The sequence below is a fragment of the Pseudomonas sp. MPR-R2A5 genome (genome assembly GCF_058793055.1).
Genome location: NZ_JBXAFK010000012.1, coordinates 1 through 16,204, shown reverse-complemented (window position 1 = coordinate 16,204; position 16,204 = coordinate 1). Strand labels below are relative to the sequence as shown.

The window sequence follows — 16,204 nt, the reverse complement described above, 5'->3', positions numbered from 1 at the left end:
CCTGCTCATTCTTTGTCGAGCTTGCCGACCAGGGACAAGGTGAAATCCGCCCCCATGTACTTGAAGTGAGGTCGCACACTGAGGTTGACGCGGTACCAGCCTGGCTCCCCGTCGACGTCACTGACGACAATACGGGCGGCTCGCAGCGGACGCCGGCCGCGCACTTCGGCGCTGGGGTTTTCCTGGTCCGCCACGTATTGGCGAATCCACTTGTTGAGCTCCAGCTCAAGGTCGGTGCGCTCCTTCCACGAGCCCAGTTGCTCGCGCTGCAGCACCTTGAGGTAATGGGCCAGCCGGTTGACCACCATCATGTACGGCAACTGGGTACCCAGGCGGTAGTTCAGCTCGGCCTCCCTGCCCTCGGCGCTGGTGCCGAAGTACTTGGGTTTCTGCACGGAACTGGCGGAGAAGAACGCGGCATTGTCGCTGCCCTTGCGCATGGTCAGGGCAATAAAGCCTTCCTCGGCCAGCTCATATTCGCGACGATCGGAAACCAGCACCTCGGTAGGAATCTTGGTTTCGATTTCGCCCATGCTGTGGAAGTGGTGCAACGGCAGGTCCTCCACCATGCCACCGCTTTGCGGACCGATAATGTTCGGGCACCAGCGAAACCGGGCGAAGCTATCGGTCAGGCGCGTGGCGAACGTGTAGGCAGTATTGCCCCACAGATAGTGTTCGTGGCTGTTGACCACGTTTTCCTGGTAGGCAAAGGTCTTGACCGGGCACTCCGACGGGTCGTAGGGGGTGCGCAGCAGGAACCGTGGCACGGTAAGGCCGATGTAGCGGGCATCCTCGCTCTGGCGAAAGCTCTGCCACTTGGCAAACTGGGGGCCTTCGAAATGATCCTTGAGATCCTTCAGGTCGGGCAGCCCGGTAAAGCTTTCCAAGCCAAAGAACCCCGGCCCGGCAGCCGCGATAAACGGCGCATGGGCCATGCAGGCCACGCTGGAAACGTACTGCATCAGCTTGACATCCGGCGCGCTGGGCGAGAGGAAGTAGTTGGCAATGATGGCGCCTACCGGCTGGCCGCCAAACTGACCGTATTCGGCACTGTAGATGTGTTTATAGAGCCCGGACTGGTTGATTTCCGGCGAGTCTTCAAAATCATCCAACAGGTCCTGCCGCGCGACATTCAGCAGTTCGATCTTGATGTTCTCGCGAAAATTAGTGCGATCGACCAGCAACTGCAGGCCCTTCCACGCGGCTTCAAGCGCCTGGAAATCCGGGTGGTGGAGAATTTCGTCCATCTGCTGGCTGAGCTTGGCATCGATTTCGGCGATCATCCGATCGACCAGGCGTTTCTTGACCGGCTCACCGCTGTTGTGCGGTTTGACCAGCTCTTCGATAAACGCCGAGACCCCGCGCTTGGCGATGCCATACGCCTCGTCGTCAACCGTCAGCAGCGTCTGGGCAATAATGTTGTCAAGGATGCCGCCGTTGTCATCCGTTGATGTGGCCAGCGGTTTATGTTGTGCGCTCATCGTTCAGTGTCCTTTTCCTGAAAAAGTCATACGGTGGAACTGCCCAGCCCCAACTCGGCCAATACCCGTGCACGGGATTCATCATTGGCCAGGGCTTGCTCGATGGCCTTGCGAAAGCTCGGCGTATTCCCCAGTGGCCCCTTCAATGCCATCAACGCTTCACGCAGCGTCATCAGCTTTTTCAGTTCGGGAATCTGCTCCACCAGGCTTGCGGGGTTGAAGTCCTGCATCGAATTGATCCGCACCTGTATGCCCAGCTCTTCAACGTCGGGCGCGTCCTGGAGGCGATTGGGCACGCTGAGCGTCAACTCCAGCGCTTGCTTGGCCAGCACCTCGTCCAGGGTGTTCTTGTCGATACTGATCGGCTTGCGGTCTTCCAGCTTGCGCAAGTCCTCACGCTGGGTGAAATCCCCCAGCACCAATAACTTCAACGGCAGTTCAACTTCTTCCTGTGCGTCTCCAACGGCAGGTTTGAAGGTGATGTTGATGCGTTCCTTGGGTGCTACCGAACCTTCTTTGGCCATGGTCTATCTCCTTTTTTTCGAGCGGCTCGAAAGCCTATTCAAGTACCGCTTCCAGGTCGAAGTGGCACAACCTGCGATGGGTGTCTTCCTTGCGCTCCCGCACGGCATGGCTTTGTGGCAACAGGTCGCAGCAGCGATACAGCAACTGCGCCACCTGCAGCGCCAGGCCAGGCTCCCAACGGTCCAGCCCCGCCTGCTGCAGTTCATGATCCAACTGTTCAAGCTGGATTCTCGCCAGCTCGTACTTGCCGGCCAGTACACACAACCGGGCCTGGGCCAAACGCCAATGGAAGCGCGCTCGCTCGCCGCGTGCGGCATGCAGGCCCTGCCTGAGTTCCCCGACGGCGGCCTTGAGCCCGTCCTTGCGCAAGCGTGGCATGACGTCCTGCAACGCCCTCTCCCACGGCTCGGCGTCGGCATCGATCGATATCTGCGAGGGTGAGGTTCTTTGCAAATGGCGATTCACCTGCAGCGCAATCCAGTCGCGAGTCGCAGCATCCGCAAACGGAACGCCGTCGTGAAAGCAGAACCCGAGGAGGTTCGGCAGGCGTTGCAACAACAGGGCGAGGCTGACTTCCACCTCGGACATCGCCAGATGAGCCTGCAGCGCCTCGAGGCACTCCCACTGCATGCGCAAACCGTCGAACCAGAACATCGCACTGGCCAGGCTCGCTTCAAGCTCAAGCACCAGATCGGCGTAATGACCTTGGACAAAACGCTCCTGGTAACGGTTGAGCTTGTCGGATGTGGGGCCACGCAGGCTGGTGATCCCTGCACTGTCGGCGTCGGGGTAACTGACCAGGGGCAGCCAGGCCAGCGTACGGCCCAGGCGCAATGCGCGCAGGTCTGTAGCGTCCTGGCGCAGCCACCAGGTACACAATGGGCGAGCCTGGTCCTGCAGGGTGCGAAGTCGCTTATGTGCGTCTTTTTCGTTATCGATTGCAGCTTCCGGCTTGAGCAATTGAGTCGCTGCCTGCTTGACCTGTGCAACGACCGCCGTCACACCGGCCGGCTCGGGACCGCATTGCGCCGTGCGCGCCAGGCGCTCTGATAATTGCCTGCGAATCGGCAGAAGGAGTGGCGCGTCGCTTCCCAGGCATGCGCTCCAGCATTCATCCAGGCTGGAAAGGTGTTCAAGGATGGCTTGGAACAGTGGTTGCTGATCCGCGATTGCAAGGGTTTGCGCAAACAGGGGCTCAAGGCGCAGCACCAGCCAGCCGAAAGCTGCGCCACGGGTACGCATCTTGGCGGGGTGGACAGCCGCCCAATGCTGTTCGCAAAGATGACGCAACAGGCCCAGGCCTGCCAGCAAACCAGGAAAAGATTCACGCTGGTACAACGCCCAGGTCAACCATGCCGCGACCCGCAAATCCTTGGAATGCTGACGCAGCACGCCTTCGCTGATGACCCTGACGAGCTGCCAGTCTGGCTGGCTGCCGCCGTGGATCGATTGGGCCTTGGCCAGCTCGGTTTCAAGGGCTTCATATTCGCTGGAGAAGCGCACTTCACTGCCGGCATAACTTGCATCTGAACATGGCGTTCGGGCGACCTCAAGGTAATAAGCGCAAAGCGTGTCTGAGTAAATCATTTTTAACCGCGCACGATTATCCAAGATAGGACCGGCAAACTAACTGCGTATTGGCTGCGCACCAGTAAGCCATGAAGCTTCGTGAAAAACGTGACGAAGCGAGCGAACATTAGTCACGCAAAAAACATTCAGCAAGCAACATGCGCCTACTTAAGGAATTTCCTACAATCACCATAAAACCTGGCCTGCGCAGCAATTTGCGCAGTTTAATCCGTTGCAAAACACCCTGACTGCTCGCACTTCATTGATTAGAGCGGCCCAAACAGAACAAGCAACTAATTGCGCACTTAAGCGCAAATACCAGCCGTTAATATCGCCCCCGCCTCCCCGCAACTTATAAAATACAAGCGCACGCAACATCGAACCCCTTATTTCATTGGAGTTCCAACTTTCAGGCACGCTTCTTGTTATAGGGGTTGTGCCCATCCGGCCCGTCGCCGAATGGAACTCCCTATCAATAAGGCAAGGAAACCCGACATGCCAACACCCGCGTATCTTTCTATTACCGGTGTCAAGCAAGGTTTGATAACGGCAGGCACTTTTACCCAGGACTCGGTAGGTGGCATTTACCAGGAAGGTCATGAGGACCAGATTCTCGTGCAGGCGTTTGCTCACCAGGTAATCATTCCCCGCGACCCGCAATCGGGCCAACCGACGGGGCAGAGGGTGCATAAACCGTTGATGATCAGCAAGGTCTTCGACAAGTCATCGCCATTGCTCTTCAGCGCCCTCACCAGCGGCGAAGAGGTCAAGTGCCGACTGGAGTGGCTGCGGACCTCAGCGGCAGGCACGCAGGAGCACTACTTCACCATCGAACTCGAAGGGGCGACCATCGTCGACATCCAGTCGCGCATGCCCAATTGCCAGGACCCGGACAACGCGCATTTCACCCACCTCGAAGACGTCTACTTCAGCTATCGCAAGATCACTTGGACCCATGAGGTCTCCGGTACATCCGGCTCGGACGACTGGCGCAGCCCGGCGGCCGGCTGACCCGGCCTGATGCGCAAACGGCTGCCAGGGACGGCGCCGTTTCTGCGCGACACTCAGACCATCGCCAGGGGGTGCTTGCGCTTGGGCGCGCCGAACACCCGGTCGATGGCCTCCAGATCGTGTTCATCCAGCACCAGGTTCGCGGCGCTGGCGTTAAGGCGCACGTGTTCGGGCGTCACGGCCTTGGGGATGGCAATTACCCCCTCCTGGCGCAACACCCACGCCAAGGCCACCTGGGCAGGCGTGACCTCATGAAGGTGAGCGATGTGCTTGAGCGTCTGGCTGGATAGCAGCCCACCCCCCTGGGCAATCGGACAATAAGCCATCAATGGCAAGTGATGCTGTTGCCACCATGGCAGCAAGTCGAATTCGATACCGCGCTCTTCAATGTTGTAGAGCACCTGGTTGGTGGCACAGGCCGGGGAAGCAAGTTCCTGCAGGTCGGCGACATCGAAATTGGACACACCCCAGCGGCCGATTTTGCCGGCTTCTCGCAGCCGCTCGAAGGCCTCGACCGTTTCTTCAAGGGGATACTGGCCGCGCCAATGCAGCAGATACAGATCGATGTAATCAGTCCCCAAGCGCCGGAGGCTGGCCTCGCAAGCACGGGGGACACCCTTGTGGCTGGCGTTATGGGGGTAGACCTTGCTCACCAGGAACACCTGGTCACGCTTGCCGCGAATGGCCTCGCCGACCACCTCCTCGGCCCCCCCTTCGCCGTACATTTCGGCGGTATCGATCAGGGTCATGCCCTCGTCGATCCCCAGTTGCAACGCAGCGACTTCGGCGCGGCGCTGGTCGGGGTTCTCGCCCATGCGCCAGGTTCCCTGGCCGATGACAGGGACGGGAACGCCGGCCAGATCAATGGTTCGCATGACAATCTCATGATGAGTTCGCGGGTTAACAGTGTGGCATTGGCCGGACAAAAGGGTTCAATCGAAGTATGGTTGCCCTTTGCCAAGCTGCCAGGAAGGACCTGCAATGCTGTTTGTCGTGATGCTCGGGGGCAAGCACCCACGCGCCCGGATCGAAGTCCATGATGTGGTATTCGCCGTGGCGGATACGTTGGAAGGCACTTACCCGCAATTGCGCGACGCCTGGTTTGGCAGCCCCAAGGGTGTGCATATCGATGCCTGGATGGCCGTGGAGGGTGTCGATGGCTGGACAGTCGAGCTCAGCCCCCTGGCACCCCAGGCCGGGGCGCAACATCTGTATTTCATCAACCTGGGCGGCTATGAAGCCCACAGCTTTGGCGAAGCCCATCACTACCTGCTGGTGGTCGCGCCCAACAAACAGGCAGCCAAAGCCAAGGGTCAGCGACAGATGCTGCGCCACTGGTCCCAGGCTCACACCGACGGGGTATTGGATATCGATGACTGCCTCCCCATCGACCTGGTGGACGGCCGCTATGTCCACCTTGTGCAGGGGCCGCACCGGCCAATCGTGCAGCAGAACGACTATATCGTGCTGCCCTGATCGCCGTGCTGGCTCACCTAAGGACGTGCACTGCAACTACCGGAGCTCTCACCCAAGGTCGATGGGCTACGCGACTCGCGATCACCAACTGCCGGACGCCCCGCCGCCGCCGCTGGAACCGCCACCTCCCGACGAACTGCTGCTGGAACTTGAGCTGCTGGCGCTCGAACCGGAACCGCTGCCCGAGCTCGATCCCGACCCAACGCTGGCCTTGCCAAAGATAAACAGCGCCACGAATGAGGCAATCGGGATCGCAAACAGCCAGCCATCACGCCCGCGCTCGAACAGCACGCCCGCCACCACGTACACCGCCACCGCCGCCAGCGCTCGCGCAACACATCCCACGCGGCTGCGTTTCCAGGCATCTTTCATGATGACAAACAGGATCAGGTACATCCCCAGCACCACCAATGCGCCCAGGGGAAACGCCAGCCAGTGGATGAAATCGACATCCACGTAACGATCCGTCACTACCAGCCCGGCAATGTAGGCCAGCAGGCCCAGCACGCCATAAAACACCGTGCGCGCCATCCACAATGCACCGAATGTGGCACCGCCGATCAGCAGGGTCAGCGGTAACAACAGTAGGTACACCGGCCAATCCTGACCACCGGCGAACACCGCCAGCAGCACCGTCACCGCGACCGCGACCACCAGCGCCCGGCGCCAGGGCAGCTTGCCGGCGCTGATCAACACGCCGCCGATGGCGCCCACGATGAACGCCAGCAATACCGCGATTGCCGGAGGCGGCAGCCCCGGGCTGGCCACCTTCGGCAGGTCGCCACCCTCGACCAGCACGCTGAGGTCGTCCACACCCTGTTGGATACCCCCCGCGTAGTCGCCCTGGCGAAACGCCGGAGTGATGTGTTCTTCGATGATGCGGTGGGCCAACAGGTCGGTGACGGTACCTTCCAGGCCATACCCCACTTCGATGCGCACCTTGCGATCGTCCTTGGCCACCAGCAACAGGATGCCGTCGTTGACGTCCTTGCGCCCCAGCTTCCAGGCGCGGAACAGTTGGTTGGTGAAGTCTTCGAGGCTGTCGCGGCCGGTGCTGGGTACCAGCAACACGGCTATCTGCGCGCCCTTGCGTTGTTCGAGGGCCGCGAGCTGGTCGGTCAGGCGGCGGATGGCCGTCGCATCGAGGGTATTGGTGAGGTCGATCACGCGCTGGTCCAGCGCGACCTTGATCGGGCTCGCAGGTGCCGTGTCGGCCTGGGCGGTGCTGATCAACAGGGTGACAGCCAGCAGGGCCAGCAGACTCAAGGCGGATCGCCGCAACCACAGCATCATGTTTTGTTACCTGAAGTGTCTTCCTTGGGCTGCCGACTTTACCCTATCGGCGCTAGACCGGGTGCAGCCCATGGCGTTGAGGCCCCAAATGAACCTGTCGGTACTCGGCACGCCTACACCGGAATCGCGTACACCGTGCCTTGCATGATCGGCTCCACACGCCCGGTCAACAGCACGCCACCCTGCCCGTCCCACTGCACGGTGAGCGTGCCGCCGTCGCAGTGCACTTCAACCGTATCGTCCAGCAAACCACGGCGGATACCATTTACCACCGCCCCGCAGCAGCACGACCCGGACCCCAGCGGTACGCCGCCGCCCCGCTCCCAGATGCGCAAGCGGATATGGCGGCGATCCAGTACCTGGACAAAATGAACATTGGTCCTGGCCGGGAATAACGGGTGAACTTCCAGGGCGGGGCCCAGCGCTTCGACGTCGACGGCAGCGATATCCTCGACAAAGAACGTGCAGTGTGGATTCCCCATGCTGCACGCGGCCGGGCTGCCTTTGATCGGCAAGGTTCGGGTATCCAGCGGCTCGGCGAGCGGCACTGCGGCCCAGTCCAGCGATGGCGCGCCCATATTGACCGACACCCGCTGCCCCGCCACCCGCACGCACGTCAGCAACCCGCGCTCAGTGCGCAATACGATCGAATCGGTGCCGGTTTCCTGCATCAAGCGGTCGGCCACCCCCCGAGTGGCACTGCCACAGGCCTCCAGGGGCGTGCCATTGGGGTTCCAGAACTTGATACGCGCAGCGGCATCGGCGCAGTCGAGCACCACGGCCAGTTGATTGAAACCGATACCGGTGTGGCGATTGCCCAGGCAGCGGGCAACCTGCGCGGTGATCGGGTCGTCCTGGCCACGGCGGTCGATGATGATGAAATCATCGCCATGAGCATGCATTTTCACGAACGGCAAGGTCATGCTGGGCTCCTAGGGTCGACCGGTGGGTGAACAGGAGGATACCCTGAACCGGCCCTCCAGACTTATCGAGACCGAACCATGCTTATCGTCTTCAGCGGCCTTCCCGGAACCGGAAAGACCACCATCGCCCGTGAACTCGCGCGCCAGACTCGCGCGGTTTACCTGCGCATCGACGTGATCGAGCAGGCGATTCGCAATGCCGGCGTGCTGGCGGCAGATGTGGGCACGAGCGGCTATGGGGTGGCCAATGCGCTGGCGCTGAGTCATCTGCAACTGGGTCATACGGTGATAGCCGATTGCGTGAATCCGGTCCGGGAAAGCCGATCTGCATGGGCGAACGTGGCCAGGCAGGCTAGCGTGGACGTGTTCGACATCCAGGTGATCTGCTCTGACCCACAGGTCCATCAACGCCGCGTGGAAACCCGCGCAGGCGACATCGCCGGCCTGGTTCCGCCCACCTGGCAGTCGGTCCTGGACCATGAGTATGAGGCTTGGGATGAAGCGCCATGGACCCTCGACACGGCGCTGCTGACGGTGAACCAGGCCGTCACCCTGGTGATTGCGCGCCTCGCGTCTACAGGGCTTGGGAACCCATAGCCTTCATCAACACCAGATCGCGCCCGTAGATATCCGGCGCATACACCAGCCCGCCCTGGCGATCCACTTCCACCGTCCAGTAGCCCAGTAACACCGGCACCGGCGTGGCCAGTCGGAATTCATGGGTCACACCCGTGGCCAGCAATTCATCGGTGCGAGCACGTTCCGCCGGCGTCACCAGCAGGTCGCGCAGCAGCAGCGGTTGCTCGACCCGCACGCAACCGGAGCTGAACGCGCGCGGGCCTTTGGTGAACAGTGGCTGGCTGGGGGTGTCGTGCAGGTACACCGAATACGGGTTGGGGAAGCGCATCACGATCTTGCCCAACGGGTTGCGCGGGCCGGCTTCCTGGCGCAGCAGGATGTTGCCGGGGCGTGCCCAGTCGATCTGTTCGGGGGCCAGCGGGTGGCCTTCGGCGTCGAGCACTTGCAGGTTCTGCTGGCGCAGGTACTCGGGGTTGAGCCGAATCGCCGGGAGTTTGTCCTCACGCATGATGGTCGGCGGGATGGTCCAAGTGGGGTTGAGGGTCAGCCGGGTGATGCGCGATTTGAGCAGCGGTGTCTGGCGCTCGGCACGCCCGACTTGCAGGCGGGTTTGCCACACGGGAATGCCGCTCTGGTAAACGCTCAGTTGTGCGGCGGCCACGTTGACCAGCACGCCCTCGGGTTCCAGGTCCTGGCTCAGCCAGCGAAAGCGCTCCAGGTTGATGCGCAATTGTTCGCGACGAATCGCTGGGCTGATATTGAGTTCGGCCACGGTGCCCGCGCCAATAACGCCATCGGATTGCAAGGAGTGGCTGAGCTGGAAGGCTTTGACGGCCGTGACCAGTTCATCCCGGTATTGCCTGCCGTTGCCGGCGGGAGCCTGGGCCAGGTAGCCGCCGCTGTATAAGCGCCGCGCCAATTCTGGAACCCGTGGGTCTTCCATGCCGGGGCGCAGCAACGGGCCGCTGGCGACCGCTTCCCAGTGCGGCAACGGTTGTTGGCGCGCCGTGGAGTAAACATTGCGCAGGCTGCGATACAAGTCGGCGCTGGGACGGGCCTGGTCAAACGCCTGGGCCATATCCTGCAGGCCGGTGGCGGCAAACCCCAGCACTTCGGTGTTGGGGTCACGGGCGGGAGGCTGGGCATGCCACAGCGGTTCGAAGCGCGATTGTTGCAGGCGCCCGTAGTGCAGGTCTTGCAAGGCTTGCAGGTACTGGCGGCTGGTGTCGATATCGTTGCACAGCAGGTTCGCCGTGGCATTCGCCGGGGGCAGGCTATAGTGGGTGGGGTCCAGGCCGTCATCGGCCAGCATCAGCAACTGAGATTGCAGGGCCTGGCGGCGTTCGTCGGCGGACCACAGCGGTACATCACCCTGCTGCTGGTAGAACGCCTGCAGGCGCGATTGCAAGGCGGCGTCGATCCGGGGGGCAAGTTCGGGGCAGACCCCAGGCAACTGCGCAAGGGCCTGCTGTATGGGGGCCGAGTTGACCGGACTGGGCGCCGTCACTGGCAATGAATCCACCATCAGCGCGTCGGCTGTCGCGACCAATGGTGCAACGAGCAAGCAAATGCTCACGTAATATGCGTGTTTTTTGAACAATGGCTTTGCTCCAATCCACAGCGGGGGGATGTACTGTAGATGCTGACTTTTATGTGCCGTCTCGGCCTTATCACTGTGAGCCTGGCAATGTTGAGCAGTGTTGCGCTCGCCGCCAATGGCAACCCTCCTTCCTTGTATAACAGCCTGGCGCGCTCGGCTCCAGAACTCAATCCCACAGTACTGAAAAGCGCCCTGAGCGCCGTGCAGTGCGCGATCAATAATGGCGAGGAACGTTCCGAGCGCCTGGCTGTGATTGACTATTCCCAACCTTCGACCGCCCGTCGGCTGTGGATCTTCGACTTGCGCAAGAAAACCCTGGTGCTGCGCGACCTGGTGGCCCATGGCGCGAAGTCCGGGGAAAACTTCGCCACCCAATTTTCCAATCGCGAGGGCAGCCACCAGTCCAGCCTGGGGCTGTTCCGCACCCAGGAAAGTTACCTGGGCACCCATGGCTACTCGCTGCGCATGGATGGCCTGGAGCCGGGCTTCAATGACCAGGCCCGCGACCGCGCGCTGGTGATTCATGCCGCCGACTACGTAAGCCCACTGTGGAGCAAGCGCGAAGGCCGTATCGGCCGCAGCCAGGGGTGCCCGGCAGTGCGCCCGCAGGTAGCACGCCAGGTCGTGGATAAACTCAAGGACGGGCAGTTCATGTTCTCGTGGTACCCCGACCAGCGCTGGTTGAAGTCCTCGACGTACCTCAACTGTAAACCCCAACAGGTGGCAAGTAGTCGTACAATCCGTGGCGGCTAACCTGTCCCACCGATAAAAGAGAGCGTCGCATGCTGCTACATAAGTCCACCTGGATCGAGATCGAGCAGTTCCTGGAGCGCAGTCGCACGGTAGTGATCCCCATCGGCTCCAACGAGCAGCACGGCCCCACGGGCCTGCTCGGCACCGACTGGATGTGCCCGGAGATCATCGCCCATCAAGCGCAAGAGAACGCCGACATCCTGATCGGCCCGACCTTCAATATCGGCATGGCCCAGCACCACCTGGGCTTCCCCGGCACCATCTCTCTGCGCCCTTCCACCTTTATTGCCGCGATTGGCGACTGGGTGCGCTCGCTGGCCGGGCATGGTTTCGAGAAGATCCTGTTCCTCAACGGCCACGGCGGCAATATCGCCACGATTGAAGCGGCCTTTTCCGAGCTGTACGCCGAAGCCAGCTACGCCCGCCGCCCGGCCGGGTTCGCGCTGAAGCTGGTGAACTGGTGGGACCTGGAAGGCGTCAACGACCTGGCCCATCGGCAGTTCCCGGTAGGTCATGGCAGCCATGCCACGCCGTCGGAAATTGCGGTGACGCAGTGGGCTTATCCGGAGTCGATCAAGACTGCCACGTATTCGCCGCAGATCGCCAATACCGGGCCGATCCGTGAAGCCCTGGACTTCCGCGCCCGCTTCCCCGACGGGCGCATGGGTTCCGACCCGGCCCTGGCGACGGTGGAGAAAGGCGCAGAATTGGTGGCGTTGGCGGCTCAAGGGCTGGTCAAGACGGTCGACAGCTTCAGCCACGAAGCAAAACCCTAGGCGTTACATCAATCAGACTGCGGGAGGGGGCAACCCCCTCCCACGCAAGGTCTTGCGTGATCAGTGATTACTGGCATTCCTTGGCGGCCAGTTCGAGGCGCGAAGGGGTGATGGTCGACGCCAACGGCTTGCGCTCATACAGGAACACCTTGGTGCTGTCCTGGGACTTGTAGGCTTCCAGCACATCATCGGCGGCGATCTTGCTGGTCAGCACCACCTTGGCGTGGCGCGAGTTCTGCGTCACGGTCGAGGTGATGTCGTGCTTTTCAAGCTTGGGCAATACGCATTGCACATAGCCTTCGGGGGTTTTGGCGGTTTGCAGGGTCAAGCTCGGCGAATTCGGCGCGGAGACACAACCGGCCAGCAACAAAGAAGCGACAGCCAGAACCGGTACAAAAAAAGAGCGCATACAAAATCCTGAAAAATAGAAAAGGAAAAATTTACATCAACCTGCTTGGACCAGCGCCTTGAGCGATGCATCAAACTGCTTCAAGGCATCTTGTTGCACATCTCGCTGCTGCTCGATCTGCGCCGCAATCTCCGGCGCGGCCTTGTCATGCACCCACACCGACGGCACTTGCTTGTGCACCGAACCTTCGGCCTTGGCGATGTATTGCAGGTTCGCATCATAGAACCGCGCAATAAACCGCGCCTCGACCTGGTCGTTTTGCTGGGTCAGCAACTGGTTATGGGTATCGAGCATCACCACGACATCAGGATGAGCCTGCACCAAGGCATCCAGGCTGTCGTAAAACGTCACCGACAGGAAGGTACCTTGCAGCGAGTTCATCAACCAGTCGATCGCCAGTTCAGGGTCGGAGCTGTTAACGAACGCCTCGCGGATACGTGCATCAAGGCTGCCCTTGGCACCGTTCATGGCCATCGTATGGTAGCGCTCAAGGTAGTTGAGGTTGTCGAGCGTATTTTCGCTGTACAGCACCCCAACCGACTGCGTGCGGCGCAGAGAGTCTACGCTAGCGTCGATAGGTAGCAAATGGCTGCTACGCAGGTCATCGGCAATTGCCGGGGTGGTCATGCCCACAACCCCCAGCATCAGGGTCATCATAGCCAGCTGGATAAACGTCCTCATCGCGCGATTTCCTTGAACGGCGTGTCGATGGGGATGATTTTCCGCTTTTCATGAAAAAACAGAACTTGCGATCTTCGATGGTGACTATCATCTGAACCGATAGTGCTGAACATAAAATTTATAAGGACCATGCCATGAAGCCCCACCAGAAAACCTTCGACCGGATCCGCGATGCCGTATTGCCGGAGTTTCGCGATCGGGTCGCCGATTACCTGGTTGACTATGAACAGGTGCTGCAGGACCCGATGGCCGACCCGGACCACGTCTATGCCAGTGCCCAGCAGCTACGCGGTTACCTGCGCGGCTTGAACACCACGCGGGTACTGGGCATGGCCGATTGGGAAGAGTTGGACCGCCGCGTGGCGCAGGAATGGCCTAAAGCACGGGTCTTGGCAGATTGACCCAGGCTTGCACCGAGGGGCGCTGCCACTGGCGCCGGGCATAGTCCACCAACTCGGCAGGTACGCTGTCACCGTTGAGGATCAGGCGGTTGAGCATCACTGCAAGGTCTACGTCGGCAATCGACCACTCCCCGAACAAGTACGGCGGGTTCCCCGCCAACAACACCTGCGCCGCGTCGATCAACTTGCGCGCGGCGGCTTCGGCCGGCGCTGACAACGGCGGCATCGCTTGCCCGTAGAACACCACCAGCGTCGAACGCTCCTGGCGAATCGGCAGCAAATCGCTGCGCAACCACGCCTGCACCTGCCGCGCCCTCGCCCGCTGCTTGGGATCAGCCGGGTAGACCGGCGTCTCGGGGTAAGCCTGCTCCAGGTACTCGCTGATCGCGGACGATTCCGACAAGGCAAAGTCGCCCTCCACCAGGGTCGGCACCCGTTGGGTCACAGACAACTGGGCAAAGTCCTCCGCCTGGTTGTGCCCGGCGTCCAGGTCGAGGGTGACCATGTCGAAGGCCAGGCCTTTTTCGCGCAGGGTGACAAACACCGACATCGCATAGGGGCTGGTGAACAGCGAATCAACGTAAAGACGCAACGGACCTTGGCTCATGGGACGATCTCCTTGGATGAGCCCCCACGCTACGAGATGCGCCGCCATAAAGACAATGCAGGGTTTTTATGGGGGCATTCCCGAGAGGAATAACAGCGCGACGGGCCGTCGATCAGCCGGCGAAACCACCGGCCTTGAGGAAGGCGTGCTCCGCGTCGGTGGTCTGCCTGGCCAGCACGTCATTGCGATGGGGAAAGCGCCCGAACCGCTCGATGATGGCGGCGTGCTCCTTGGCCCAGCGATAGGTGTTGGCATCCAGTGCCTGGTTCAGGGCCAGGGAGCGTTGCTGATCCTGCGGGTTTTCCGAGTGTTCAAACGGCAAGTAGCAGAACGCGCGCAACGCGGGTTCGATCAATTGATCCAGCCCCGTGTCGACGATGCGCTGGGCATACAGGCGCGCCAACGGGTCGGTGGCGAACATATGCGCGGTTCCCCGAAAGGCATTGCGCGGATATTGATCGAGCAGGATCAGCAAGGCCAGGCCGCCCTCCGCTGTGTCCAGCCAGCCTTCCAGCTCGCGCCGGGCGGCTTGCAGGTGAGTGGCGCGGAACGTGTCGCCAAAGCTGGCATCGAAGGCAGCGTCCTTGGCGAACCAGCGCTTGGGGCCGGCTTGCTGCCAGAAAGCGATGACGGATTGCGGGGTGTGGATTACCGCGTTGTTGCGAGTACTCACGTTCAGCCTCTCCCTTGCTTGTGTGCCTCACAGTGAACCAGAAGGACTGCGTGGCTGAAACCTTAACCGTCAGCAGCGCAGGCATTTGCGTTATAGGATAACATCCAGTTTTTTTCGCCCGGCCCTGTGATTTCTGCTTATGACCGACACTGTTCCCCTGCGCCAACGCCTGCTCTCCATCGACGCCCTGCGCGGCCTGGTGATCCTGTTCATGCTCCTCGACCACGTACGCGAAACCTTCCTGTTGCACCGCCAGGTCACCGACCCGATGAGCCTCGACAGCACCGAGCCTGCACTGTTCGCGAGCCGCACCCTCGCCCATCTGTGCGCGCCGGTGTTCGTACTGCTCACCGGGCTGTCCGCCTGGTTGTACGGTCAGAAATACACGGGCCGTCGCGATGTGTCAGCATTCCTGTTCAAGCGTGGGCTGTTCCTGGTGGTGCTGGAATTTACCCTGGTCAACTTCGCCTGGACCTTCCAGCTGCTGCCCAGCGTGATCTATCTGCAGGTGATCTGGGCGATCGGCATCAGCATGATCGCCCTCGCCGTGCTGGTCTGGTTGCCGCGCCCGCTGTTGATCGCGCTGGCGCTGGTGATCATCGGCGGGCATAACCTGCTGGATGGGCTGCACTTCGATCCAGGCTCGGCGCTGCATGTTCCGTGGACGATCCTGCATGAGCGCAGTTGGATTGAAGTGTCCGACACCCTGCGCCTGCGCACGACCTACCCGGTGCTGCCGTGGATCGGTGTGATTGCCCTGGGTTACGGCCTGGGCCCGTGGTTTGCCAATACCGCATTGCCGGCCGTGCGCCAGCGCCATTTGCTGTTCGGCGGTGTGGGTGCGCTGGCGGGGTTCGTGCTGTTGCGTGCGCTCAATGGCTATGGCGAAAAGCCCTGGCAGGTGTATGACAGCGGCATGCAGACGCTGATGAGCTTTTTCAACGTGACCAAGTACCCACCTTCGCTGCTGTTCCTGGCGTTGACGTTGGGGGTTGGGCTGTTGCTGTTGCTGGCGTTTGAACGCGCGGGGCATCGACGCTGGATCAACGTGTTAGCGGTGTTTGGTTGCGTGCCGATGTTCTTTTATCTGCTGCATCTTTATGTGCTGAAAGTGCTGTATATCGCCTGTGTGGCGCTGTTTGGCTTGAACCATGGCAACTACTTCGGCTTCGACAGTATCGGTGCGGTGTGGCTGATGGCGTTGGTGTTGCCCCTGGCGCTCTACCCGCCCGTGCACTGGTTCGCCAGGCTCAAGGCCCGGCGCCGCGACCTGGCGTGGCTCAAATACCTCTGACCTGGTACAGACTGAATGTGATGCCAGTCAGTTAAGCGTACATGGCCTTTTGTAGGAGCGAGCTTGCTCGCGAAAAACATCAACGATAACGCGTGTTCCCTGAATCAACGCGGCGCCTGTGAGTTTTTCGCGAGCAAGCTCGCTCCTACAAAA

At 61.1% G+C, this 16,204-nt stretch carries 18 protein-coding genes; 7 read left to right on the top strand and 11 right to left on the bottom strand.

Annotated elements, in window-relative coordinates; translation table 11 throughout:
• Positions 1–5: 5 nt before the first annotated feature.
• Genes tssC through tssA form a run of 3 tightly spaced genes read right to left on the bottom strand, consistent with a single transcriptional unit; the run spans position 6 to position 3,593 of the window.
• A complete protein-coding gene (gene tssC / locus AC1Q6I_RS11420; protein ID WP_102624759.1) occupies positions 6–1,481 on the bottom strand; it encodes a type VI secretion system contractile sheath large subunit in 1,476 nt (491 codons plus the stop codon).
• 26 nt (positions 1,482–1,507) lie between these two features.
• Positions 1,508–2,005, bottom strand: coding sequence for a type VI secretion system contractile sheath small subunit (gene tssB, locus AC1Q6I_RS11415; protein WP_069076343.1), 498 nt, complete (start codon positions 2,003–2,005; stop codon positions 1,508–1,510).
• A gap of 34 nt (positions 2,006–2,039) precedes the next feature.
• On the bottom strand, positions 2,040–3,593 hold the full coding sequence (tssA, locus tag AC1Q6I_RS11410) for a type VI secretion system protein TssA (RefSeq protein ID WP_102624758.1): 1,554 nt from the start codon (positions 3,591–3,593) through the stop codon (positions 2,040–2,042).
• Between the two features lie 477 nt (positions 3,594–4,070).
• Between tssA and AC1Q6I_RS11405 the strand changes: the two genes are divergently transcribed.
• Complete coding sequence (locus AC1Q6I_RS11405; RefSeq protein WP_024075957.1) at positions 4,071–4,586, top strand: Hcp family type VI secretion system effector; 516 nt, start codon at positions 4,071–4,073, stop codon at positions 4,584–4,586.
• Positions 4,587–4,639: 53 nt separating this feature from the next.
• Here the strand turns inward: AC1Q6I_RS11405 and AC1Q6I_RS11400 are convergent, their stop codons facing one another.
• Complete coding sequence (locus AC1Q6I_RS11400; RefSeq protein ID WP_102624757.1) at positions 4,640–5,461, bottom strand: aldo/keto reductase; 822 nt, start codon at positions 5,459–5,461, stop codon at positions 4,640–4,642.
• A 106-nt stretch (positions 5,462–5,567) separates the two neighbouring features.
• Here AC1Q6I_RS11400 and AC1Q6I_RS11395 point away from each other — a divergent pair, with 106 nt between their 5' ends.
• Positions 5,568–6,062 (top strand): DUF1543 domain-containing protein, encoded by a 495-nt coding sequence (locus tag AC1Q6I_RS11395; RefSeq protein ID WP_024075959.1) that lies wholly within the window; start codon positions 5,568–5,570, stop codon positions 6,060–6,062.
• Positions 6,063–6,143: 81 nt separating this feature from the next.
• Here AC1Q6I_RS11395 and AC1Q6I_RS11390 read toward each other — a convergent pair whose 3' ends face one another.
• Both AC1Q6I_RS11390 and dapF read right to left on the bottom strand, forming a co-directional pair.
• Positions 6,144–7,355, bottom strand: a complete 1,212-nt coding sequence (locus AC1Q6I_RS11390) for a TPM domain-containing protein (protein WP_069076341.1) — start codon at positions 7,353–7,355, stop codon at positions 6,144–6,146.
• A 113-nt stretch (positions 7,356–7,468) separates the two neighbouring features.
• On the bottom strand, positions 7,469–8,278 hold the full coding sequence (dapF, locus tag AC1Q6I_RS11385) for a diaminopimelate epimerase (RefSeq protein WP_069076340.1): 810 nt from the start codon (positions 8,276–8,278) through the stop codon (positions 7,469–7,471).
• 78 nt (positions 8,279–8,356) lie between these two features.
• On the opposite strand from dapF, the gene AC1Q6I_RS11380 reads away from it, so the two are divergent.
• Entirely contained in the window at positions 8,357–8,875 is a 519-nt protein-coding gene (locus AC1Q6I_RS11380; RefSeq protein WP_102624756.1) for a P-loop nucleotide/nucleoside kinase family protein, read from the top strand.
• On the opposite strand, the gene AC1Q6I_RS11375 is transcribed toward AC1Q6I_RS11380, so the two are convergent.
• Complete coding sequence (locus AC1Q6I_RS11375; protein ID WP_102624755.1) at positions 8,853–10,457, bottom strand: L,D-transpeptidase family protein; 1,605 nt, start codon at positions 10,455–10,457, stop codon at positions 8,853–8,855. The genes AC1Q6I_RS11380 and AC1Q6I_RS11375 overlap by 23 nt on opposite strands.
• A 39-nt stretch (positions 10,458–10,496) precedes the next feature.
• Here AC1Q6I_RS11375 and AC1Q6I_RS11370 point away from each other — a divergent pair, with 39 nt between their 5' ends.
• Both AC1Q6I_RS11370 and AC1Q6I_RS11365 read left to right on the top strand, forming a co-directional pair.
• Positions 10,497–11,210, top strand: coding sequence for a murein L,D-transpeptidase catalytic domain family protein (locus tag AC1Q6I_RS11370; protein WP_024075964.1), 714 nt, complete (start codon positions 10,497–10,499; stop codon positions 11,208–11,210).
• Positions 11,211–11,239: 29 nt separating this feature from the next.
• Positions 11,240–11,986, top strand: coding sequence for a creatininase family protein (locus AC1Q6I_RS11365; protein ID WP_102624754.1), 747 nt, complete (start codon positions 11,240–11,242; stop codon positions 11,984–11,986).
• 67 nt (positions 11,987–12,053) lie between these two features.
• Here AC1Q6I_RS11365 and AC1Q6I_RS11360 read toward each other — a convergent pair whose 3' ends face one another.
• Positions 12,054–12,395, bottom strand: a complete 342-nt coding sequence (locus AC1Q6I_RS11360; RefSeq protein WP_024075966.1) for a hypothetical protein — start codon at positions 12,393–12,395, stop codon at positions 12,054–12,056.
• A gap of 36 nt (positions 12,396–12,431) precedes the next feature.
• The gene (locus tag AC1Q6I_RS11355) at positions 12,432–13,076 is read right to left on the bottom strand and encodes a hypothetical protein (RefSeq protein WP_024075967.1); all 645 of its coding nucleotides are present in this window, start codon (positions 13,074–13,076) and stop codon (positions 12,432–12,434) included.
• 134 nt (positions 13,077–13,210) lie between these two features.
• Here AC1Q6I_RS11355 and AC1Q6I_RS11350 point away from each other — a divergent pair, with 134 nt between their 5' ends.
• A complete protein-coding gene (locus tag AC1Q6I_RS11350) occupies positions 13,211–13,477 on the top strand; it encodes a hypothetical protein (protein ID WP_024075968.1) in 267 nt (88 codons plus the stop codon).
• On the opposite strand, the gene yfcF is transcribed toward AC1Q6I_RS11350, so the two are convergent.
• Positions 13,452–14,084 (bottom strand): glutathione transferase, encoded by a 633-nt coding sequence (gene yfcF, locus AC1Q6I_RS11345; RefSeq protein ID WP_024075969.1) that lies wholly within the window; start codon positions 14,082–14,084, stop codon positions 13,452–13,454. The genes AC1Q6I_RS11350 and yfcF overlap by 26 nt on opposite strands.
• A 112-nt stretch (positions 14,085–14,196) precedes the next feature.
• Complete coding sequence (locus AC1Q6I_RS11340; protein WP_102624767.1) at positions 14,197–14,733, bottom strand: DUF924 family protein; 537 nt, start codon at positions 14,731–14,733, stop codon at positions 14,197–14,199.
• 163 nt (positions 14,734–14,896) lie between these two features.
• Here AC1Q6I_RS11340 and AC1Q6I_RS11335 point away from each other — a divergent pair, with 163 nt between their 5' ends.
• The gene (locus AC1Q6I_RS11335) at positions 14,897–16,051 is read left to right on the top strand and encodes an acetyltransferase domain-containing protein (protein ID WP_102624753.1); all 1,155 of its coding nucleotides are present in this window, start codon (positions 14,897–14,899) and stop codon (positions 16,049–16,051) included.
• Positions 16,052–16,204 lie beyond the last annotated feature (153 nt).